The sequence below is a fragment of the Microbacterium gorillae genome (assembly GCF_050990725.1).
In the GTDB taxonomy this organism is placed as follows: Bacteria; Actinomycetota; Actinomycetes; order Actinomycetales; family Microbacteriaceae; genus Microbacterium; species Microbacterium gorillae_A.
Genome location: NZ_CP158844.1, coordinates 1404524 through 1426877, shown reverse-complemented (window position 1 = coordinate 1426877; position 22354 = coordinate 1404524). Strand labels below are relative to the sequence as shown.

Annotated in this window: 17 protein-coding genes and 1 pseudogene; 8 read left to right on the top strand and 10 right to left on the bottom strand. The window is 68.1% G+C overall.

The annotated features are described in order from the left end of the window. Window positions 1-171: 171 nt before the first annotated feature. Window positions 172-858, bottom strand: a pseudogene (locus tag ABTV68_RS06215) (L-threonylcarbamoyladenylate synthase); the annotation flags it as partial. A 167-nt stretch (window positions 859-1025) separates the two neighbouring features. Between ABTV68_RS06215 and ABTV68_RS06210 the strand changes: the two are divergent. Then, entirely contained in the window at window positions 1026-2243 is a 1218-nt protein-coding gene (locus ABTV68_RS06210) for a DDE-type integrase/transposase/recombinase (protein ID WP_433675374.1), read from the top strand. A 227-nt stretch (window positions 2244-2470) separates the two neighbouring features. Here ABTV68_RS06210 and prmC read toward each other — a convergent pair whose 3' ends face one another. Beyond that, complete coding sequence (prmC, locus tag ABTV68_RS06205) at window positions 2471-3346, bottom strand: peptide chain release factor N(5)-glutamine methyltransferase (RefSeq protein ID WP_433676749.1); 876 nt, start codon at window positions 3344-3346, stop codon at window positions 2471-2473. Between the two features lie 510 nt (window positions 3347-3856). Between prmC and cysK the strand changes: the two genes are divergently transcribed. From cysK to ABTV68_RS06175, 6 genes are all read left to right on the top strand, one after another. Beyond that, window positions 3857-4795: a cysteine synthase A gene (gene cysK / locus ABTV68_RS06200; RefSeq protein ID WP_433676748.1), complete on the top strand. Its 939-nt coding sequence runs from the start codon at window positions 3857-3859 to the stop codon at window positions 4793-4795. Between the two features lie 129 nt (window positions 4796-4924). Further along, window positions 4925-5494: a serine O-acetyltransferase EpsC gene (gene epsC, locus ABTV68_RS06195; RefSeq protein ID WP_433676747.1), complete on the top strand. Its 570-nt coding sequence runs from the start codon at window positions 4925-4927 to the stop codon at window positions 5492-5494. Window positions 5495-5650: 156 nt separating this feature from the next. Then, window positions 5651-7045, top strand: coding sequence for an amidase (locus tag ABTV68_RS06190; RefSeq protein WP_433676746.1), 1395 nt, complete (start codon window positions 5651-5653; stop codon window positions 7043-7045). A 134-nt stretch (window positions 7046-7179) separates the two neighbouring features. Then, complete coding sequence (locus ABTV68_RS06185; RefSeq protein ID WP_404922629.1) at window positions 7180-7425, top strand: hypothetical protein; 246 nt, start codon at window positions 7180-7182, stop codon at window positions 7423-7425. Next, window positions 7422-8381: an SRPBCC family protein gene (locus ABTV68_RS06180; protein WP_433676745.1), complete on the top strand. Its 960-nt coding sequence runs from the start codon at window positions 7422-7424 to the stop codon at window positions 8379-8381. Before ABTV68_RS06185 ends, ABTV68_RS06180 begins: the two co-directional genes overlap by 4 nt. 73 nt (window positions 8382-8454) lie before the next feature. Next, a complete protein-coding gene (locus ABTV68_RS06175) occupies window positions 8455-8865 on the top strand; it encodes a GNAT family N-acetyltransferase (RefSeq protein WP_433676744.1) in 411 nt (136 codons plus the stop codon). Window positions 8866-8964: 99 nt separating this feature from the next. On the opposite strand, the gene prfA is transcribed toward ABTV68_RS06175, so the two are convergent. The 8 genes from prfA to ilvD all read right to left on the bottom strand — a co-directional run bounded on the left by prfA (window position 8965) and on the right by ilvD (window position 21384). Continuing rightward, window positions 8965-10044: a peptide chain release factor 1 gene (prfA, locus tag ABTV68_RS06170; protein WP_433676743.1), complete on the bottom strand. Its 1080-nt coding sequence runs from the start codon at window positions 10042-10044 to the stop codon at window positions 8965-8967. 18 nt (window positions 10045-10062) lie between these two features. After that, window positions 10063-12141 carry a transcription termination factor Rho gene (gene rho / locus ABTV68_RS06165; protein ID WP_433676741.1) on the bottom strand — a complete coding sequence of 693 codons (2079 nt, stop codon included), beginning with the start codon at window positions 12139-12141 and terminating at the stop codon, window positions 10063-10065. A 137-nt stretch (window positions 12142-12278) separates the two neighbouring features. Beyond that, complete coding sequence (gene thrB, locus ABTV68_RS06160) at window positions 12279-13214, bottom strand: homoserine kinase (RefSeq protein ID WP_433676740.1); 936 nt, start codon at window positions 13212-13214, stop codon at window positions 12279-12281. A gap of 69 nt (window positions 13215-13283) precedes the next feature. Further along, window positions 13284-14585, bottom strand: a complete 1302-nt coding sequence (locus tag ABTV68_RS06155; RefSeq protein WP_433676739.1) for a homoserine dehydrogenase — start codon at window positions 14583-14585, stop codon at window positions 13284-13286. Then, complete coding sequence (lysA, locus tag ABTV68_RS06150; RefSeq protein ID WP_433676738.1) at window positions 14582-16024, bottom strand: diaminopimelate decarboxylase; 1443 nt, start codon at window positions 16022-16024, stop codon at window positions 14582-14584. Before lysA ends, ABTV68_RS06155 begins: the two co-directional genes overlap by 4 nt. 263 nt (window positions 16025-16287) lie before the next feature. Further along, the gene (locus ABTV68_RS06145) at window positions 16288-17058 is read right to left on the bottom strand and encodes an LmeA family phospholipid-binding protein (protein WP_433676737.1); all 771 of its coding nucleotides are present in this window, start codon (window positions 17056-17058) and stop codon (window positions 16288-16290) included. A gap of 89 nt (window positions 17059-17147) precedes the next feature. Beyond that, a complete protein-coding gene (gene argS / locus ABTV68_RS06140) occupies window positions 17148-18812 on the bottom strand; it encodes an arginine--tRNA ligase (RefSeq protein ID WP_433676736.1) in 1665 nt (554 codons plus the stop codon). A gap of 691 nt (window positions 18813-19503) precedes the next feature. Further along, entirely contained in the window at window positions 19504-21384 is a 1881-nt protein-coding gene (ilvD, locus tag ABTV68_RS06135) for a dihydroxy-acid dehydratase (protein ID WP_433676735.1), read from the bottom strand. A gap of 119 nt (window positions 21385-21503) precedes the next feature. Here ilvD and ABTV68_RS06130 point away from each other — a divergent pair, with 119 nt between their 5' ends. Next, entirely contained in the window at window positions 21504-22310 is an 807-nt protein-coding gene (locus ABTV68_RS06130) for a helix-turn-helix transcriptional regulator (RefSeq protein ID WP_433676734.1), read from the top strand. Window positions 22311-22354: the final 44 nt, after the last annotated feature.

Below are 22354 nucleotides of genomic sequence, written 5' to 3'. Positions count from 1 at the left end.
ATCGGTGTCGGGTGTGTCGGTGGATTTCGTACCGGAAGTCTCCGTGGCTGGCGCACCGGTGTCGGCTGTGCCGGTGGTTTCCGTGGTGGCATCCGTACCGGAAGTCTCCGTGGTGGTCTCCGCGGAAGTCTCCGTAGCGTCAGCGTCGGACGTCAGCGCAATCGTGACCGCCACGGGGTCGGCTTCGAGAAGATCGCCGAGCACGTCGCGAAGTCGGTCGCGGGAGATCGCTCCCTCGCGAAGAACCCGCACGACGGGCTCCTGTCCCTCGGGCAAGTCGGCGGCGCGAACGAGGGTGGTGGCGTCGATGATCGTCGAGGCGATGCCGTCGGCGACCTCTCCCCCGTCGAGGTAGACGGAGACGGCGTCGCCCAGCATGTCCTGTGCCTCGGCGGCGTTGCGCGCGGCGGGCTGACCGGTGAGGTTTGCGCTGGAGACCGCCAGCGGGCCTGTCTCCATCAGCAGTTCGCGGGCGATGCGGTGATCGGGCATGCGCACGGCGACCGTGCCGCGCGTCTCGCCGAGATCCCACACCAGGCTCTCCTGCGCCGGCAGGACGATCGTGAGCCCGCCCGGCCAGAACGCATCGATCAGGTCGTTCACCGCCGCGGGAACCTCGCTGACGAGTGCCGTCATCGCGGCCACACTGCCCACCAGCACGGGCGGCGGCTGGTTGCGGCCCCGCCCCTTTCCGTCCAGCAGTCGCTGCACGGCGGCGGGGCTGAACGCGTCGGCGCCGACGCCGTAGACGGTATCGGTGGGAAGGACGATCAGCTCGCCTCGGGCGATGGCCTGGCGGGCGTGACGCATGCCGCTGAGCAGCTGCGTTTCATCAGAGCAGTCGAAGACAGGAGACATGGCGGCTCCAGTCTACGGCGCACGGCCCTGCGGTTCCCGTGAGACTTGCGTCTGTGGGCGAGAATCGCCGCGTTGCACGGTGTGCTGTCTCAGGACATAGTGGACGATCCTGTCTCAGGACATTGTGGACATGCTGGTGTCTCAGGACTTAGTGGACGATCTGCTGGGTGAGTCGTATCCCTGATCGTGTTCGTCAGCTTGTTGTGGAGTGGCCCGAGGATGCTGGGCGGGGCGCGATTGATGCGTTCTGTCGGCGGCACGGGGTCTCCCGGTCCTGGTTCCATGCGGTGCGTAAGCGGGCCTCGGCCGAGGGTGAGGCGGCATTGTTCAAGGGCAGCACGCGTCCCCGTTCGAGTCCGACCGCGGTGTCGGACGCGGTGATCGCAGCGGTGATCGTGAAGCGTCGAGAGCTGAAGGAGCAGGGAAAAGATCACGGGCCGTTGTCGATCCGGGACGTGCTGGATCGGGCAGGGTTCGCCCCGGTGCCCTCACGGTCGACGATCGCGCGGATCCTGGATCGTGAGCACCTGGTGGAGCGGAACAAGAGGAAGCGTCCAAAAGGATCACACCAGCGGATCCGATCGGAGTTCCCGAATCAGCGGTGGCAGTCCGACGGGCTGGAGGTGACGCTGTCCACGGGTGACGTCGTTGTGGTGATCGAGATCATCGACGACTGCACCCGGATGAACATCGCTCTGCACCCCGGGCCGGCGGAAACAGCGGCTGTCGTGGTCGACGCATTTCGGTGGGCGATCGCCCGGTACGGGCGGCCGGTGCTGGTACACACGGACAACGGGACGGCATTCAACATGTCACGCTCGGGCAAGGTCACGTCGTTGCAGATATTCCTCGGTGATCTGGGCGTGAAGATGATCACCGGCAAGCCCTCGCACCCGAAGTCGCAGGGCAAGGTCGAGCGAGCGCATCAGACGCTGCTGAACTTCATCGCCGCCCGCAATCCGGCGACGATCGATGAGCTCCAGCGGGCGCTCGACGAGTATCGGGACTGGTACAACCATCACCGCTCGCATCAGGCACTCCCGCCACGCACCGCGCCTGCGGAACTCTACGATGCATTGCCAAAGATCGCGCCGCCCGGCGACCCGATCGTCACGCAGCGCCCCACGCCCGCAGCCCGAACAGCGGACGCGCCCTCAGAAAGCGTCCAACATCGTGTTGCGCGTCGCGGGGGTCAGATCAGCTACCTCGGCCGCGAGTTCCTTCTGGGCAAAGCATGGAGAGGTCAACGGGTCACGCTGATCCACACCACCGACGAGGTCGCCGTCTTCGATTCCCGAGGCACTCAAATCGTCACAATCACCTGGCCCACCACGAAACCAATGACCAGCCTCGCGCGCCAGATCGACACCCCACCGCCCCAATAACTGTGTCCACTATGTCCTGAGACTCAACGTCCACTATGTCCTGAGACTTCACACGCCGCGTTGCACGGATTCTCGCCCACACACGGAAGTCTCGCGGGCTATGGGTTCCGACTTCGGCCCGACGGCTCGGCGCACAGCGGGAGCTCGGGGGGGGGACCGAGCGCAAACTCGGGAACGCTGCGCGAACGCGGGGGGGCGGCGCGCGGACTCAGTGCACGCTTGCAGGTTCAGGGGTGCAGGGCGGTGGTGACGCGATCGCGATGGGTGAGGTCGGGGTGCGTGGCGGCAGCCAGCCAGCCGTCGGCGGTGAGGATCTCCCGCACTCCCACGCCCTGCCATTCACCGTGCTCCAACACGATCATTCCCCCGGCGTGCGCGAGCCGCAGACCCACCTGCGAGATCGTGCGAATGTCATCGAGGCCGTCCTCGCCGCTGTACAGCGCCTCACGCGGGTCGTGCAGGCGTACTTCCGGGTCCCGCGGGATCGCACCAGCAGGGACATACGGCGGGTTCGACGCGACCACGGAGACCGTGCCGGCAAGGTCGTCGAGCGCATCGGCAAAACTGCCGTGTCGAAGTTCCAGGTTGCCGTCGGTGAGTCGCGCCACATTTCGCGCGGCCCATCGGTGCGCATCCGCGCTTCGCTCCACAGCCACGACACGCGCGTGCGGGACTTCGGTGGCCATCGCGAGCGCGATCGCACCGGAGCCCGTACCGAGATCGACCGCGAGCGGATGCGGCGAGGGCGTTGCCGCGAGCGCGTCGATCGCGAATTGGGCGAGGATCTCCGTCTCCGGGCGCGGGACGAAGACGCCCGGTCCCACGGCGAGTTCCAGATGACGGAACGGCGCAAGGCCCGTGATGTGCTGCAGTGGCACCCGCTCGGCACGGCGAGCGATCACTTCGTCGAACGCGGAGCGCTCCGGCGGGCTGAGTTCCCTGCCCGTCACGACCGCAGCCTGGACTGCGCCGCGAGACAGATCGAGCACATGGGCGGCCAGCAGCTCCGCGTCCACCACCGCGTCCAGGATGCCGGCTTCTGTGAGCTCGGCGGCACCCGCCTCCAGGGCGGCACGCAGGGTGATCGGCGAATCCGTCGTCATCGGTCTTCTTCCTCGGGAGCGTCCGGGCGACGCTCCCCCAGCCTATTGCGCTCACCTGCCCGTCCAGCGGCGTCACATGACAGATACCGACGCCGACGTCACCGCCCGCGTGACGGCAACCGAACCATCGCCCCCTCGCGTCACCTCGACGAGTCATGTCACACGGCAGATACCGACGCCGACACCACCGCCCGCGTGACGGCAACCGAACCATCGCCCCCTCGCGTCACCTCGACGAGTCATGTCACACGACAGACACCGACGCCGACACCACCGCCCGCGTGACGGCAACCGAACCATCGCCCCCTCGCGTCACCTCGACGAGTCATGTCACACGACAGATACCGACGCCGACGCCACCGCCCGCGTGGCGGCGACCCGACCGTCACCGATTCACAACTCTCCAGGCTGCGGCCTGTCAAGTGGCGTCACATTACACGTGGCGGTCACCCGCGCGTCGTATCGTGCCAGGACGGCAACGCTGCTCGTCCAACCCGAAAGGCCCCGCACATGGCTGGTATTCACGCAGACATCACCTCCACGTTCGGCGACACCCCGCTGGTGCGCCTCAACCGTCTCGCCGAGGGCTCTGGCGCCGAAGTCCTCGCCAAGCTCGAGTACTTCAACCCCGGTTCTTCCGTGAAGGACCGTCTTGCCGTGGCCCTCGTGGACGCGGCCGAGGAGTCGGGTGCTCTGCCCGCCGGTGGCACGATCGTCGAGGCGACCAGTGGCAACACCGGAATCGGCCTCGCCCTGGTGGGCGCCGCTCGCGGCTACAAGGTGATCCTCACGATGCCCGCGTCCATGTCCATCGAGCGCCGCGTGCTGCTGAAGGCGTTCGGTGCCGAGCTGGTGCTCACCGACCCGTCCGGCGGAATGAAGGGTGCCGTCGCGGAGGCGGCGCGCATCGTGGCGGAGACGCCTGGCGCGATTCTGGCGAGCCAGTTCGAGAACGAGGCCAACCCAGCCATCCACCGCCGCACCACCGCACAGGAGATCCTGCGTGACACCGACGGTGCCGTCGACTACTTCGTCGCGGGAATCGGCACCGGCGGCACGATCACGGGTGTCGGCGAAGTTCTCAAGGAGAAGGTGCCCGGCATCACGATCGTGGCCGTGGAGCCGAAGGACTCGCCGCTGCTGACCGAAGGCACGCCCGGCCCGCACAAGATCCAGGGCATCGGCCCGAACTTCGTCCCGGCGATCCTGAACCGGGTCGTCATCGACGAGGTGATCGATGTCGCCTTCGATGACGCCATCACCTCCGCCCGCGCGCTGGCCTCGAACGAGGGCATCCTCGCCGGCATCTCGGCAGGCGCCGCCGTGTGGGCCGCGCTGGAGGTGGCCAAGCGTCCGGAAGCTGCGGGCAAGCGCATCGTGGTCGTCATTCCTGACACCGGTGAGCGTTACATCACCACCGCGCTGTTCGAGGACCTGCGGGAGGGCTGAGTCCCACACGTGTCAACGGGCCGGATCATCGCGATCCGGCCCGTTCTGTTTGCGTCCGCGACCCTTCGTCGGATGGGCAGGTGCCGTCATACTCGACCGGCGCCGTTCGCGACACGGCAGGATGGATGCATGACCGCCTTCTCCCGCCTGCGTGAGGATCTCGCTGCCGCACGCCTGCGGGATCCGGCGGCGCGTACTTCGCTGGAGATCGCTCTGCTGTACCCGGGCCTGCACGCGCTGTGGGCGCATCGGCTCAACCACTGGCTGTGGCAGCGGAATCTGCGCTTCATCGCCCGTGCGGGATCGCAGTTCACGCGCTTCCTCACCGGAATCGAGATTCATCCGGGCGCCACCATCGGACGACGGTTCTTCATCGATCACGGTGCGGGGGTGGTCATCGGCGAGACGGCCATCGTGGGCGACGACGTCATGATGTACCACGGCGTCACCCTGGGCGGACGCACGCACGCTGCGGGTAAACGCCACCCGACCATCGAGGATGGCGTCGCGATCGGCGCGGGCGCGAAGGTGCTGGGCGACATCACGATCGGCGCTCGTTCGGCGATCGGCGCCAATGCCGTCGTCACCCGCGACGCTCCCGCCGATTCGGTGCTGGTCGGGATCCCCGCGAAGGCTCGACCCCGCGTTCCCGGCGAGGACACACGTGCGGTCCTCACCGCACCCGAGTACATGATCTGAGCCCTCAGGCACAGGGATCTGACGCGCGACCGTCTGGGTCCGGGAGGAACGTCACTTCAGCATCAGTCGCGTGCGCAGCTCCTCCCGTGCCATCGGCTCTGATAGCTCTGCGCCGCTGAGTCTCGTCGAAACCTCAGCGGCGCATAGGCTCAAGGGATGACCGCGATCCATGAGCTCTCCGTCGTCGACCTGATCGACGAGCTCGCCTCGGGCGCGCTCACCCCGCCGGAGGTCGTCACGCACTATCTGGAGCGCATCGATCAGTTCAACGGCGAGGTCGGCGCGTTCGTCGAGGTCACCGCGGATGCTGCACTGCGACGTGCGTCGGGCGACCTGCCACAGGGTCGGTTACGCGGTATCCCGTTCGGCGACAAGGACCTCGTCGCGCGTGCGGGAGTGCCGACGCGTTACGGCTCGGTCGCGTTCGCCGACAACGTGCCCGTCCTCTCCGATCCGCTGGCGGATGCGCTGGATGCCACCGGCGCGATCAGTCTGGGCAAGACCAGCACTCCGGAATTCGGTCTCACCGGTTTCACGGAGCCGCAGGTTGGCCCCGCGGCTCGCAGCCCCTGGGACACCGCGACCGGCGCCGGCGGCTCGAGCGGAGGCGCCGCGGCCGCCGTTGCCGCAGGGCTCCTCCCCTGGGCTCCCGCGTCCGATGGCGGTGGATCGATCCGCATCCCGTCGGCCACCTGCGCCGTCGTCGGCCTCAAGCCCTCTCGCGGCCGGCTCCCCATCGGTGCGGGGTTGGACTCGTACGACGGCCTGGCAGTGAACGGCCCGATCACTCGCACGGTCGCCGACGCCGCTCTCCTCCTGGACGTGATGACGGCGATGGCCCCGTCACACCGCTCCGTCACGGCGCCGGATTCAGGGCCGTTCAGCGATGCGCCCTGGGCCGACGTCGCCGGCACGCGTATCGGAATGACTCTCATCACGCCGTGGGACGAGGCCATGGATCTCACGCTCGACCCCCACGCCCGCGCGGCCTACGACCACGCGGCCCGCGTGCTCGGCTCCGCCGGTGCCCGAGTGGAGAGCGCGGATTGGCGGCCCACCGGCTACCCGGAGCTGTTCGGCACACTGTGGCGTGCCAGTGCTGCGACGCTGCCGCTCGATGATGCCGCGCTTGACCAGGTCGAGCCCATCACAGCCTGGCTCGCCCGACAGGGACGCGCCCTCGATGCTCAGCGACTCGTCTCCGCATACGCTGCAGCACGACTGTTCGAGCGCAGGACCATCGAGGCCTTCGCCGACTACGACGCGATCCTCACCCCGGCTCTCGCCCTCAGCCCGCGCCCGCTCGGCTGGTACGACACCGCCGACGCCGAACGCACGTTCGATCAGCAGGTCGAGTACGCGCCCCACACCAGCTGGGTGAACGTGTCCGGACTCCCCGCCATCACCGTGCCGGTTCTCGCCGCCCCCTCCGGGCGCCCGTGGAGCGTGCAACTGGTGGGCCGACCGGGAGGCGAGCGCGCCATCCTTGCGCTCGCAGCACGCCTCGAGGCGGAACGCGGCCCTCTCCCCCGCCCGCCGGGCTTCGCCTGACACGGGAACAAGTCCGCGACCGCGCGCCGCGCACCACCACCACTGAGAACCCACGGTACGCAGCCTCAGGGAACGACACAGCGCATTGAGCAACCTCGGTTGACAATCCATCGTAAGCAACCTAGGTTGACATCATGACCCAGACCACGATGGTGGACGTCGCCACCGATACCTCCGATCCACGCGCGGGACTGCGGGCCGTCGTCTCGTTGCGCGAACTCACCGAGTCTCTCGAGCTGCGACAGGTCGAGGCAGCGCTCCGTGCCGGTATGAGCTGGACCGACATCGCGGCGGCCCTCGGCGTCACCCGTCAGGCGGTCCACAAGAAGTACAGCCGCCGTGTCGACCCGACCATCGCACTGCCGCGGAGGTCGTCGTGAGTCGCTTCGCCGCCACGCTCGGCGCCTCGCAGACGCTCTCAATGGCGGGCTTCGCGGAGGCCGCGCGACATCACCGCACGGTTGCCGACCTGGACGATCTCCTGGTGGCCTTGACCGTCGACGATGGGCTCGGCGGGCAGGCGCTCCGGGCCGGCGGTGTCGAGCGAGACGCCATGCGCATGGCGATCACGGCCACGCGCGCTGAGCGCCTCTCCGGCCTCGGCATCGCCGTGGATTCACCGGAACCCGACGATTCATCAGCGCGGCGAATGACCCGGTGCGAGTGGAGCGCCCGCGTTCTGCAGCTGTTCCAGTCTGTGCCCGCCACGCGCGACTTCTCGGCGACGATCCTTCGCGCCGTACTAGACGAACCCAGCGGTCACGTATCCGACGTTCTGGCACACACGGACCTGGATCGGGCGGAGCTCGAGCGGGTGCTCGACGCGGCGGGCGATACGACCATGCCGCGCGAGGCGGACGCCGGCATCCTCCGCGGCACCGCCGGGGTTCACGTGTCCGCACCGATCGATGCCGTCTGGGCGCTCCTCGCCGACCCGCAGCGCCTGCACGCATGGGCGCCGTCTGTGGGCGGGCCCGCCGTGGCACACGGCAACGACACTTGGCGCACGGCAGCGCCGACGGCGGCTCCTGACGGGCGCCCACTCCGAGTTCGCGACGGCGTCAGTCACCAGCAGTGGACCCTCGCCGAGGCGACAGAGCCGACGACCGTCCAGTGGCACGTAACCTACCCGGATCTCCCTCGCGCCAATCGGCAGCAGCTGATACTGGACCTGGCTCCCTCCGCAGGCGGCACTCGGGTGGGCGTCACCGTGCAGTGGCACCGCACGGTTCCCGGACGACCGTGGCTGGGGCGGCTCCTTCGCCCGTTCACTCGCTGGGCGACGCGGCAGGGCGCACGCAGCACGGCCCAGTCGATCACGAACGCCTTCGACTGACTGGGCCAGCCTCCGACCACGACCGCCGCGGTGGCCTGCCCCGTGCAGCGGACGCGCGTCGTAGCGTTGCCCCATGACCAGCTACGAGTTCTCCGCCGACCCCACCCGCATCGACATCGACCGCACGCACCGGTGGATCGCCGAGGAGTCGTACTGGGGTCAGGGTCGCCCGCGCGAGCGTCACGCCGCGGCCATCGCGAACTCGCGCGCATACGGGGTCTATGACACCGAAACCGGCCAGCAGGTCGGCTTCGCCCGCATCATCACCGACGGCATCACGTTCGCCTGGCTGTGCGACGTGTTCGTGGACACCGAGCGCCGAGGCGCTGGCATCGGCAAGATGTTGATGGCGGGGATCACCGCCGAGCTCGAGCCCTTGAACCTCCGCAGAGTGATGCTCATCACCGCGGATGCGCACGGACTCTACGCGTCCTACGGTTTCGAGCCCCTCGAAGACCCCGCGAAGTTCATGGCGGTCACCTGACGCGAAAACCTCGACTCAGGAGTGGTCGCCGGTATGTGACGCGACGACCGGCTCCAGCGCACTATCGAGCACGGCGTCGAGGTTGTGAGACTCGCCCGCTCAGGACTGGTCGCCGAGGGCCGAGAGGCGCTCCTGCTCATCGGTCTCGATACACGAGGCGATGACCGGCTCCAGCGCGCCATCGAGCACGGCGTCGAGGTTGTAGGCCTTGTAACCGGTGCGGTGATCCGCGATGCGGTTCTCCGGGAAGTTGTAGGTGCGGATGCGCTCGGAGCGATCCATACCGCGGATCTGCGACTTCCGCGCGTCCGAGGCTGCAGCCGCGAGCTCCTCTTGCTGCTTGGCCAGCAGGCGAGCACGCAGCACGCGCATTCCGGCCTCACGGTTCTGCAGCTGACTCTTCTCGTTCTGCATCGACACGACGATGCCGGAGGGCAGGTGGGTGATGCGAACCGCCGAGTCCGTCGTGTTCACCGACTGTCCGCCGGGACCGGACGAGCGGTAGACGTCGATCTTCAGATCGTTCGGGTCGATCTGCAGTTCCTCCGGCTCATCGACCTCGGGAAACACGAGCACACCGGTGGTGGAGGTGTGGATGCGGCCCTGCGACTCCGTGGCCGGAACGCGCTGCACGCGGTGCACGCCGCCCTCGTACTTGAGGTGCGCCCAGACGCCCTGCGACGGATCGGACGAGGAGCCCTTGATGGCCACCTGCACGTCCTTGTAGCCGCCCAGATCGCTCTCGTTGCGATCGAGCAGCTCAACCTTCCACCCCTGGTGCGCCGCATACTGCGAGTACATGCGGAGCAGGTCGGCGGCGAACAGAGCGCTCTCCGCGCCGCCCTCGCCCGCCTTGATCTCCATGATCACATCGCGCGCGTCATCGGGATCGCGCGGGATCAGGAGGCGACGCAGCTTCTCCTGAGAGACCGCCAGCTGCTCCTCGAGCGCCGGCACCTCCGCCGCGAACGCCTCGTCTTCTTTCGCGAGGTCCCGAGCGGCGGCGAGGTCATCCCCCGCCGCCACCCAGTCCTCATGAGCCTTGACGATCCTGCTGAGTTCGGCGTAGCGCCGATTCACTCGCTTGGCGCGAGCGGCATCGGCGTGCACCTCCGGGTCGGAGAGTTCGCGCTCTACGGCGCGGTGCTCCTCGATCAGAGCCTGGACGGACTCGAACATCAGCGTCGGGATCGCGGGTCAGCGGATGTTGTTCTCGTGCGCGTGCGAAGAGCCGCCGGCGGGAGCCGGAATGGACTTCTGCATCTGCACGAGGAACTCCACGTTGGAGGAGGTCTCCTTGAGCTTGCCCAGGATGACCTCCACCGCCTGCTGCGGGTCCAGGCCCGCGAGGGCGCGACGCAGCTTCCAGGTGATCTTGACCTCGTCGGGGCTCAGCAGCATCTCCTCGCGACGCGTGGACGACGCGTTCACGTCGACCGCCGGGAAGATGCGCTTGTCAGCGAGCTGGCGGCTGAGGCGCAGCTCCGAGTTGCCGGTGCCCTTGAACTCCTCGAAGATGACCTCGTCCATCTTGGAGCCGGTTTCCACGAGCGCCGTGGCGAGGATCGTGAGGGATCCGCCGTTCTCGATGTTGCGCGCAGCTCCGAAGAAGCGCTTCGGCGGGTAGAGCGCGGAGGCGTCCACGCCACCGGTGAGCACGCGACCCGAGGTGGGAGCCGAGATGTTGTAGGCGCGGCCGAGGCGGGTGATGGAGTCGAGCAGGACGACCACGTCGCGCCCCAGCTCCACGAGGCGCTTGGCGCGCTCGATGGCCAGCTCCGCCACCGTGGTGTGGTCCTCGGCGGGACGGTCGAAGGTGGAGGCGATGACCTCACCCTTCACCCGGCGCTGCATATCGGTGACCTCCTCCGGACGCTCGTCGACGAGCACGACCATGAGGTGGACCTCGGGGTTGTTCTGCGCGATGGCGTCGGCGATCTGCTGCAGCACGATGGTCTTGCCGGCCTTCGGGGGCGCGACAATGAGGCCGCGCTGGCCCTTGCCGATCGGGGCGACGAGGTCGATGATGCGCTGCGTCAGCTTCTCCGGAGCAGTCTCCAGACGCAGGCGGTCCTGCGGGTACAGCGGAGTGAGCTTGCCGAACTCGACGCGGGCGGCCGCATCGTCTACGGACAGGCCGTTGATCGAGTCGACCTTCACGAGAGCGTTGTACTTCTGACGGCCGCTCTGCTCACCCTCACGGGGCTGCTTGATCGCGCCGACGACCGCGTCGCCCTTGCGCAGGTTGTACTTCTTGACCTGGCCGAGGGAGACGTAGACGTCGCTCGGGCCGGCCAGATAGCCGGTAGTGCGCACGAACGCGTAGTTGTCCAGAACGTCCAGGATTCCGGCGATCGGGATCAGGACATCGTCCTCGCCGATCTCGGGCTCGAACTCGTCCTGCTGCTGGTTGGCACCGCGGCGGTTCGTGCGCTTGCGGCTGCGCGAGTTGCCCTCGTCGTCGCCGTGGTTCTGGTTCTGGTTGTTGCGACCGTTGTTGTTCTGGCCGTTGTTGTTGCCCTGGCCATTGTTGTTCTGGCCATTGTTGTTCTGGCCATTGTTGTTCTGGCCGTTGCTCTGCTGGCCGCCGTTGCTCTGCGAACCCTCGCCGCCGTTGCGGTTGCGGTTGCGGTTGCGGTTACGCGTGCGACGGCCGCCCTCGGCCTGCTCGCCGCCGTCGGCCTGCTCACTGTTCTCCGCCGGCGACGCGTCAGCGGCCGGAGCAGCCTCGGCCTTCTCCGCGGGCTCGGCGGGTGAGGCGTCATCCGCGGGGGCGGCAGCTGCCTCAGCGGCGGCCTTCGCGGCCGCGGCCTTGGTGGTGCGCGTGCGCTTGGGCTTGGTCGGGGCTTCGGTCTCTCCCGCAGCCTCCCCGGCGGGGGCGGCGTCGGCAGCGGGCGCGGCCTCGGCGGGCGTCTCGGCGGGAGCGTCAGCCTCCGCCTTCGGCTTGCGAGCACGCGACGGACGCTTCTTCGGCGCCTCCTCGGCGGCGGGCGCCTCGGCAGCAGGCGTGTCCGAAGCCTCGACGGCGGGCGCCTCCGCTGCATCGGCGGCGGCGGTCCGGCGCGGCGCGCGCTTGCGCGGGGCCTTGGCAGGTGCCTCCTCGGCGACCGATGCCGCCTCGGCCGCCGGTGCGGCTTCGGCGGACGCGTCGGCTGCTGCCTTGGCCGCCGACGCCGTCGTCGCACGTCGCGGTGCGCGCTTGCGGGCGGGTGCTGCCTCGGCGGCGGGTGCCGCGTCGACGGCAGGGGTGTTCTCGATGTCGGAGATCGACTCCACGAGTGCTCCTCTGAATGTGGAAAGTGTCAGACAGCTCTGCATTCGTCACTCGGACGAGCACGACCATCAGGAGGGGAGTTGCGTTCTCCCGATGGGATGATGCAGAGGTTTTCGCAGAATTGCGATCGGAGGTCAGATCACGCTCCGGGCGTGGAATCCCCCGATATGTTCCTCACTGTAGCACCTTTGAAATCGACGGCGAGCATGCGCGCATCCCATGTCGCACCGGGAATGTCGGCGGCGAGGTCGACCGCGGCGGCACGAGCGCCCGGACCATCGGCCAACACGAGCACTGACGGACCGGCGCCCGAGACGACGGCAGGGAATCCCTCCGCACGCAGGGCCCTGACGAGCTCGATGGTGGCCGGCATCGCCTGCGCACGATAGTCCTGGTGCAGCTTGTCTTCGGTCGCGGACAGCAGCAGCTCGGGGCTCTGGATGAGCGCTGCGATCAGCAGCGCGGAACGCGACACGTTGAACACCGCGTCCTCGCGCGGCACCTGCGTGGGCTGCAGGCTGCGAGCGAGTGACGTGGACATCGTGAAGTCGGGCACGAAGACCACCGGGGACACACCGCGATGCACCAGCAGCTTCTTGTGCGCGGGCCCTTCGGGGGTCATCCAGGCGATCGTGAGGCCACCGAACAGAGCCGGCGCGACGTTGTCGGGGTGCCCTTCGATCTGCGTCGCGATGCGCAGCAGATCGGCCTCACTCAGCTCTACGCGGCCCTCGAGCAGACCCTTGGCGGCGAGGATTCCGGCGACCACGGCTGCGCCGGAGGATCCCATCCCCCGGCCGTGCGGAATGACGTTGTGGGCCACGAGCCGGAGACCCGGATGCGGGACGCCGTACTCATCGAATACGTGGCGGATCGTTCGCACCACCAGGTGCGATTCATCGCGCGGGATGTCATCGGCACCGGAGCCGGTGATGTCGATCTCGAGCTCACCCGCAGGCAGCTCCGTCACCGTCAGGTCGTCGTAGACGCTCAGCGCCAGTCCGAGGGTGTCGAAGCCCGGGCCCAGGTTGGCGCTCGTCGCCGGGACGCGCACCGCCACCGTACGGGCGCTCATGCGCGGCAGAGCTTTCCCGGACGGCGGTCGACGACATCGCGGACAAGTCCGCTCGTGGAACGTGCCACGTCACTCTCCTTCAACGCGCAGCACACTGCTCACGGCGCGGACGACATCGCTGGCCGTCAGGCGCTGAACGGTGCCGCTCAGATCTTCTTCGCGTGCGGTGTGCGTGCCGATCACGATGCGGGCCGTGCCAGCGCCGTCGACGACGGTCTGTTCGACCGTCGCAACGGACACGCCGCCGTCGCTGAGGATGCTTGCGACGGTCGCGAGCACACCGGGTTGATCCGTCACTTCCAGGGTGATCTGGTAGCGGGTGGTCACAGCGCCGATCGGAAGGATCGGCAGGTTGGCGCGCGTGGACTCCCCCACGCCGACGCCGCCGGCGATGTGGCGACGGGCGGCGGAGACGACGTCTCCGAGCACGGCCGACGCCGTCTGCACGCCGCCAGCGCCTGCGCCGTAGAACATGAGGGGGCCGGCCGCCTCAGCCTCGACGAAGACGGCGTTGTTCGCACCATGCACGCTCGCGAGCGGGTGTTCGCGGGGAACCAGCGCCGGGTAGACGCGCACGGAGATGCTCTCCTGGCCGTCGGTGTCCATGCGCTCGGCCACCGCCAGCAGCTTGATGACGAATCCGGCGTGACGCGCGGCCTCGATCATCGATGCGGTGACGGTGGTGATGCCCTCACGGTAAACGGAGTCCAGCGGAACCGTGGTGTGGAAGGCGAGGCTGGCCAGGATCGCGGCCTTCTGCGCCGCATCGAAACCCTCGACGTCCCCGGTGGGGTCCGCCTCGGCGTAGCCCAGGCGCTGGGCGTCCGCGAGCACCGCCTCGAAGTCGGCGCCCTCGGTGTCCATGCGGTCGAGGATGTAGTTTGTGGTGCCGTTCACGATTCCCGTGATCCGCTTGACGCGGTCACCGGCGAGCGAGTCCCGCAGCGGGCGGATGATCGGGATGGCTCCGGCCACGGCCGCCTCGTAGTACACCGAGGCTCCGACCTGCTCGGCGGACTCGAAGATCTCGGGACCGCTGGTGGCCAGCAGCGCCTTGTTACCTGTGACCACGTCGGCGCCCGAGTTGATGGCTTCCAGGATGAGCTCACGCGCGGGCTCGAGTCCGCCCATGAGCTCGATGACGATGTCGGCGCCGTGGATGAGGGCCGCGGCGTCGGTGGTGAACAGCTCGCGTGGGATGTCAGTGTCGCGAGGAGCGTTCACGTCGCGCACGGCAATGCCGACGAGTTCCAGATCAGCACCGGCACGGTCGGCCAGTTCGGCGCGCTGCTCCAGCAGCAACCGGGCCACCTGCGAGCCGACGGAGCCGGCTCCGAGCAGGGCGATGCGGAGGCGTCGGTAGTCGATCATGCGTTCTCCTCCGAGCCGATGATCGGCTCATTCGCGCCGTCCACACCCGCGTCACGCGCGAGCAGGTCGGCGATGGTCTCACCACGAACGATGACCCGCGCAGTGCCGCCGGAGACGGCGACCACCGGCGGGCGCGGAACGTGGTTGTAATTGCTGGCCAGCGATGCGCAGTAGGCACCTGTGACCGGAACGGCCAGCAGATCGCCATCGGCGACGTCGCCGGGAAGGTACTCGTGGTCCACAACGATGTCGCCGGACTCACAGTGCATCCCAACCACGCGGCTGAGAGCGGGGCTCGCTGAGCTGACACGATCGGCGAGCCGAGCGGAGTACTGCGCGCCGTACAGCGCCGGGCGAGCGTTGTCGCTCATCCCGCCGTCGACGGCCACATAGGTACGCTGCCCTGTGCCGTGCGTGGTCTCCACCGTGACGTCCTTCACGGATCCGACCCGGTAGAGGGTCACCCCAGCGGTGCCGACGATCGCGCGTCCGGGCTCGAAAGCGAGCTCGGGCAGGGCAACGCCGCGCTCGGCTGCCACCTCCGCGACAGCCTCGATGATCGCGTCGGCGAGCACGGGCAGCGGCGTGGGATCGTCGGCAGACGTATAGGCGATGCCGAATCCGCCACCGAGATTGAGAACGGGCAACGGCTCACCACCACCCAGATGGATCGAGAGATCGATGACGCGCGCGGCCGACTCGCGGAATCCGGCCACGCCGAAGATCTGGGAGCCGATGTGGCAGTGCACGCCGACAAGCTCCAGAGCGTCTGTCTCGCGGATGTAGTCGGCGGCACGCTCGGCATCGGGCGCTGCGAGCCCGAACTTCTGGTCCTCGTGCGCGGTCGCCAGGAAGTCGTGCGTCTCGGCGTGGACACCGCTCTGCACGCGAAGCACCACACGAACCGTGGTGCTCGCCGCACGGGCGACGCCGTCGAGGCGGCGCAGCTCGTCGATGTTGTCCACGACGATCGTGCTGAGGCCCGCTTCCAGTGCCTCGGCGAGAGCGGCGGCACTCTTGTTGTTGCCGTGGTAGCCGATCTCGGTGGGAGCCACACCGGCGCGCAGCGCAACGGCGAGTTCGCCGGGGCTGCAGACGTCCACCTTGAGCCCCTCCTCCGTCACCCACCGAGCGACCTGGGTCGAAAGAAATGCCTTGCCCGCGTAGTAGACGCGCGCGGTGGTGCCGTGGCGTTGCGCCGCCGCGGCGAATGCGCGAGCTGCGCCGCGTGCGCGCTCTCGCACCTCGTCCTCGTCCAGCACGAGGACGGGAGTGCCGTAGGTCTCCGCCAGGCGCACGGCAGAGATGCCGTTCAGGATGAGACGTCCGTCGTCATCGCGATGGGCGCGCGCGGGCCAGACGCCCTCGGCCAGCGCATTGGCATCAGCGGGCTCGTGGAGCCACCCGGGAGCGAGGCTGTCGGGCAGGGCGGAAGACATGGCGGACCTATCTGGACGGGTGCGGTCGCCGCGGCGCGGGCGCGGTCGGATCGTCCCAAAAGTCTAGGGCAACCGGCATGCCGGCCCGTTCCAGGTGACTTCCCGCGTCGCCGATGGGCACGACCCGCTGCGATGGACGTTCGTTCGCTAACGCATGTCGCGCGCATGGTCGACATGCGCTTCTCCTCCGCAACGCCACGCCGGCGTACCGAACGGTCGCTCCGTCGCGGGGCTTCGCCATCGGTCTGTCCGCGCGGGCTCCGTCAGTCGCAGGTGCCCATCGCCTGCAACGCGGGATCCAGTGCAATGCGACCGTCCAGATCGGCGGTGCCCACGAGCCCATCCGGGCTCACGGTGACCGTGGTGAGATGCACGCCCATGGGCAGTTGACCACGCAGGCACACGGGCCACGGACCGATCACCCCGTTCGCGAGGTTGCCGAATCTCTCACGCACCCCGTCCGCGGTGAGCGTGATCCCACCGATATCTGCGCTCTCGGCGGTCAGCTGCAGATCGCCATCTGTGACGGCTGGCACGAGCGTGAGCGAGATCGGTATGCGCTGACCGAAAACAGTCAGGGTTGTGCTTCCAGTCACGACGTCATCGCCGAAGGTCACATCCTCCAGCGGAACCCCCGCCTCGGATACGAGGGCGAGGATCTGCTCCGCCGAGATGTCCGCACTGATCCTCGCGGATTCCATTCCCCCGTCGAACGTCACGCCGTCAGCGGCACCCGAGATGTCGGCGGTCAGCGTCCCGAGAGTCACAGCGTCCGATGACGCGGTGACATGGTCGAGGCGCTGCGCGATCACCTGGGGCAGAGCCCATCCGTCGACCTCCACCTGAACGGGATGATCGGCCGGAAGCGACAGCGCGGCGCGCAGCTTTTCCGCGACGATGCCGGGGACGAGCGAACGGGCGATCAGCTCGGCCGCCACGACGATGGCGACGATGGCGACACCGATCACCGCGAGCACCCACGGCCAGCGACGGCGCCTCGTGCGCGTCCCGGCCGTGGGTGCCTCGACAGTCACGTCAGACCCGTTCCCCGCGGTCGCGCAGCAAGTACCCGACGGTGAACCGGAGGTCGCCGTGCTGCACTGCTTCGCGATCAGCCGTCATGTCACATCCGCTCGGGAGCGCTGACGCCCAACAGGTCCAGACCATTGCGCAGCACCTGACCGGTCGCATCATTCAGCCAGCGACGGCTGTGGTGCACCGGCTCGACGGGTGCGTCGCCCAGCGGCACGATGCGGCAGTTGTCGTACCAGCGGTGGTAGAGACCGGCGATCTCCTCGAGGTAGCGCGCAATGCGGTGCGGCTCGCGGACCTCGGCGGCGAAGGCGACCAGGCGCGGGAACTCCTGCAGGGCACCGAGCAACGCCGACTCCGTCTCGTGCGTCAGAGTCTCGGGCGCGAACACCGAGCGATCCACGCCGGAGTCCTCGGCGTTCTTGGCCGCGTTGAACGTGCGAGCGTGGGCGTACTGCACGTAGAACACCGGGTTGTCGTTGGTGCGCTTGCGCAGCACGTCCAGGTCGATGTCGAGGTTCGAGTCGGTGGAGCTGCGTGTCAAGGCGTACCGTGCGGCGTCGACACCGACGATGCCGACGAGGTCCTCCATCGTGACCACTGTTCCCGCGCGCTTGGACATGCGAACTGGCTTGCCGTCCTGCACGAGGTTCACCATCTGTCCGATGAGCACCTGCAGGTTCACGTAGGGCTCATCACCGAACGCCGCGACGACCGCCATCAGACGCTTGACGTATCCGTGGTGGTCAGCGCCGAGCATCATGACCTCGCGATTGAAGCCGCGCTCACGCTTGTCGAGGTAGTAGGCGATGTCCCCTGAGATATAGGCCGCGTCGCCGTCAGACTTGATGACGACGCGATCCTTGTCATCGCCGAAGTCCGTGGTGCGCAGCCACAGGGCGCCGTCCTTCTCGTACATGTGGCCGAGCTCCTGCAGCCGCGCCACCGCGCGCTGGACGGCACCAGACTCGTGCAGTGAGTTCTCGTGGAAGTAGACGTCGAAGTCGACACCGAAATCGTGCAGGCTCTGCTTGATTTCGGCGAACATCAGCTCCACGCCGACGCTGCGGAAGACCTCCTGCTGCTCTTCGCGCGACAGCGCGGAGAGATCGCCGTCGTAGAGCGGCACGACGCGTGTAGCAATCTCGCCGATGTACGCACCGCCGTAGCCGTCCTCCGGGGTGGGCTCTCCGAGGTGGGCAGCGAGAAGGCTCCGGGCGAACCGGTCGATCTGCCCGCCGTGGTCGTTGAAGTAGTACTCGCGCGTGACCGAGGCGCCCTGGGACTGCAGGATGCGTGCGAGCGAGTCGCCGACAGCGGCCCACCGCGTCCCGCCGAGATGGATCGGCCCGGTCGGGTTCGCAGAGACGAACTCCAGGTTGATGTTCTCGTGGGAGCGAGTGTCTGAGTGACCGTACTGATCGCCGGCCGTCACGATGGTGCGCGCGAGTTCACCCGCGGCACCCGCCTCGAGTCGGATATTGATGAACCCGGGTCCCGCCACCTCGACGGAGGCGACACCCTCGATCGACGATGCCGCATCGGCGATCAGCTGCGCCAGCTCTCGCGGGTTGGTGCCGACCTTCTTCGCCAGCTTCATCGCGATGTTGGTGGCCCAGTCGCCGTGATCGCGGTTCTTCGGGCGCTCCAGCGTGATGTCGGCCACGCTCACCCCGAGGTCCTCGCCGGGTCGTCGCTCCGCGAGGATGGGGGCGACGACGTCGAACAGGGCGGAGGCGAGTGACTCGGGATTCATGATCCCCCTATTCTATGTGGCCCCGGGGTTCGTCCCTGGGCCAGCCGGTGCTCGTCGCACGCCCTCTATTCACGCTGGCGTCTGTGCGCACCAGCCTGTCTCGCCGGCTGCACGCAGCGCGGTGTGATCCGCAGCGTTGGGGTCGGCGGTGGCCCGGGCAGGGTCCGCGAGTGATCGCTCGGTTGATCGCTCGGTTGGTGGCTCGGTCACCGAAGTGTGTCGCGCCGCTCCGAACTAGGCCGTGATGGGCGGCATGAACGTCCCGACCGGGCAGCGATCGGCGTTCTGCGCACGCAGGATGCCCATCACGTCTCGTTCGCGTCGAGGTCACTGGCGCGAGTGCCGAGTGGGAGGGTGCCAGCGGAGAGCGCGCCCGTGCGCGCCTGTCGAGCGCGGACACCTGCCCGGGGTCATCGCTGTCATGGGCTCAGCTCAACGTCGACGGGTCGGTGCGGTGGCGAGAGCCGCGGTGGCGAGAGCTGCGGTGGCGAGAGCTGCGGTGGCGAGAGCTGCAGTGAGGGCGAGAGCTGAGTGAGGGCGAGAGCTGCAGTGAGGGCGAGAGCGGCGGTGAGGATGCGCGGAGGGCAGGCGTGCGAGGGCGAGAAGCGGCGGTGAGGATGCGCGGAGGGACGGCGTGGGAGGGCACACGAACACGCCCGCGGAGTTCGCGGGCGTGTTCGTCGGCTGGTGATCAGGCCGGCTGCGGGCTGGTCATCTGGTAGAGAGCGTCGACGTCGCGGACGGCACCCTTGTCTGCCGACGTGGCCATGGCGGCATAGGCGCGCAGTGCGGCGGAGACGTGTCGCTCGCGGCTCTTCGGGTGGTAGCCGCCGTTCTCCTCGAGCTTCTCGCGACGTGCATCGAGCTCCGCATCGTCCACGAGCACGCGGATCGAGCGGTTGGGGATGTCGATGTGGATCAGGTCGCCGTCCTGGATCAGAGCGATCTCGCCACCCGAGGCAGCCTCGGGAGAAATGTGGCCGATGGAGAGACCCGAGGTACCGCCGGAGAAGCGGCCGTCGGTGATGAGCGCGCACTTCTTGCCGAGGCCGCGGCCCTTCAGGAACGAGGTCGGGTACAGCATCTCCTGCATGCCCGGGCCGCCCTTGGGTCCCTCGTAGCGGATGACGACCACGTCGCCCTCCTTGACGGTCTTGTCGAGGATCTTCTGGACCGCTTCCTCCTGGGACTCGCAGACCACCGCGGGGCCCTCGAACACCCAGATCGACTCGTCCACGCCGGCCGTCTTCACGACGGAGCCGTGTCGGGCGATGTTGCCGTGAAGCACGGCGAGTCCGCCGTCCTTCGAGTAGGCGTGCTCAACGGAGCGGATGCAGCCCTCGGCGGCATCGGTGTCGAGCGAGGTCCACACGTTGGACTGCGAGAAGGCCGTCGAGGAGCGCTGTCCGCCGGGTGCGGCGTGCCACAGAGCCTCGGCCTCGTCGGTGGCCTTTCCGCCGCGGATGTCCCAGTCGTCCATCCACTGCTGCAGCGAGTCGGAGTGCACGGTCTTGACGTCGGTGTGCAGCAGGCCGCCGCGGTGCAGCTCCCCCAACAGAGCGGGGATGCCACCGGCGCGGTGGACGTCCTCCATGTAGTACATCTTCCCGTAGGCCGGGTTCGGCGCCACCTTGGCGAGGCAGGGCACCTGGCGCGAGCGTGCGTCGATGTCGTGCAGGTCGTAGTCGACGCCGGCCTCGCGGGCAGCGGCCAGCAAGTGGAGGATGGTGTTCGTGGAACCGCCCATGGCGACGTCAAGCGCCATGGCGTTGTCGAACGCCTCGTGGGTCGCGATGGACCGGGGCAGAACCGACTCGTCGTCGTTCTCGTAGTAGCGCTTGGCGAGGTCGACCACCGTCGCGCCGGCCTTCTCATACAGGGCGCGACGAGCGGTGTGGGTCGCCAGCACCGAACCGTTGCCGGGCAGCGACAGACCGATCGCCTCGGTGAGGCAGTTCATCGAGTTGGCCGTGAACATGCCGGAGCACGAGCCGCACGTGGGGCAGGCGTTCTCCTCGATGAGGCTGATGTCGGCGTCGGAGATGGACTCGTCCACCGCATCGGAGATCGCGTTGACGAGATCGAGGGAGCGAACGGAGCCGTCGGTGAGGGTGACGCGTCCGGCCTCCATCGGGCCGCCGGAGACGAACACGGTGGGGATGTTGAGGCGCAGCGCGGCCATCAGCATTCCGGGTGTGATTTTGTCGCAGTTCGAGATGCACACCAGGGCGTCGGCGCAGTGCGCGTTGACCATGTACTCCACCGAGTCGGCGATCAGGTCGCGCGACGGGAGCGAGTACAGCATGCCGCCGTGGCCCATGGCGATACCGTCGTCGACCGCGATCGTGTTGAACTCACGGGCAACGGCACCGGCGTCATGGATCGCCTGCGAGACGATGCGTCCGACGGGCTGGAGGTGGGTGTGGCCGGGGACGAACTCGGTGAACGAGTTTGCGACTGCGATGATCGGCTTGCCGATATCCGAATCGGCAACACCGGAAGCGCGCATCAGTGCGCGGGCACCGGCCATATTGCGGCCATGGGTCACGGTTCGAGAGCGAAGCATCGGCATGGATCAAGTATGAACGCGTGCTCGGTCATTGTCGGCACCGCAGCCGGACGGCGCTGATACTAGTAGTGGGACTGCTAGGTTCCGGATGATCGATCGGCCAGGACGGAGAGGATGCCCGCATGACCGCGATGGATGATTCACGGCATGAACTCGGCGAGTTCCTGCGTCGTCGGCGTACGGGCGTGAATCGCACGGAGTATGACCTCCCTCCGGTCGGGCGCGCGCGAACGACCGGGCTGCGCCGGGAGGAGATCGCGTTTCTGTCGGGGGTCTCGGTCACGTGGTACACCTGGCTCGAGCAGGGTCGGGACATCAACCCGTCGCGGCAGGTGATCGACGCGATCGCCGTCAATCTGCGGCTGACTCACGCCGAGCATGACTATCTGCTCGGCCTCGCGGGGTTCACTCCGTCGCCGCGTCCGGAACCCCTTGCGCCTGCGCCCGTGCCATCGCACGTTCAGCACCTGCTCGACGCCCTCGATCCCGCGCCAGCGTTCGCCGTGACCCCGCACTGGGATATCGCCGCGTGGAATCCGGCTTATGAGCATCTCTTCCCCGGGGTGACCACGGCACCTGCCGAGGAACGTAATCTGCTGGTGTTCGTTTTCACCGATCCCTACGTTCGAGCGATGCTGCCCGACTGGGACACCACCTCGCGGCAGTTCCTGGCGGAGTACCGCGCCGAGGCGGGTGGTCGCATCGGCGGACCGGACCATGTCCGGCTCGTGGGCTTCCTGCGCGAGGCCAGCCCGGATTTCGCGGCAGCCTGGGATGAGCACGAGATCGACCGCTTCGCCTCCCGGCGTCGGGCCTTCGTTCACCCGGTCGACGGTGAGCGAGTGTTCGAGCAGGTCAAGATCACCCCGCAGGACGCGCCCGACCTCACGATCGTGGCATACCTGCCCGATCCCATCCCGCCAGCTTGACGGGCGGATTTATGGCCGGCGGGTGAGCGCCGTCTGCGGTCGAG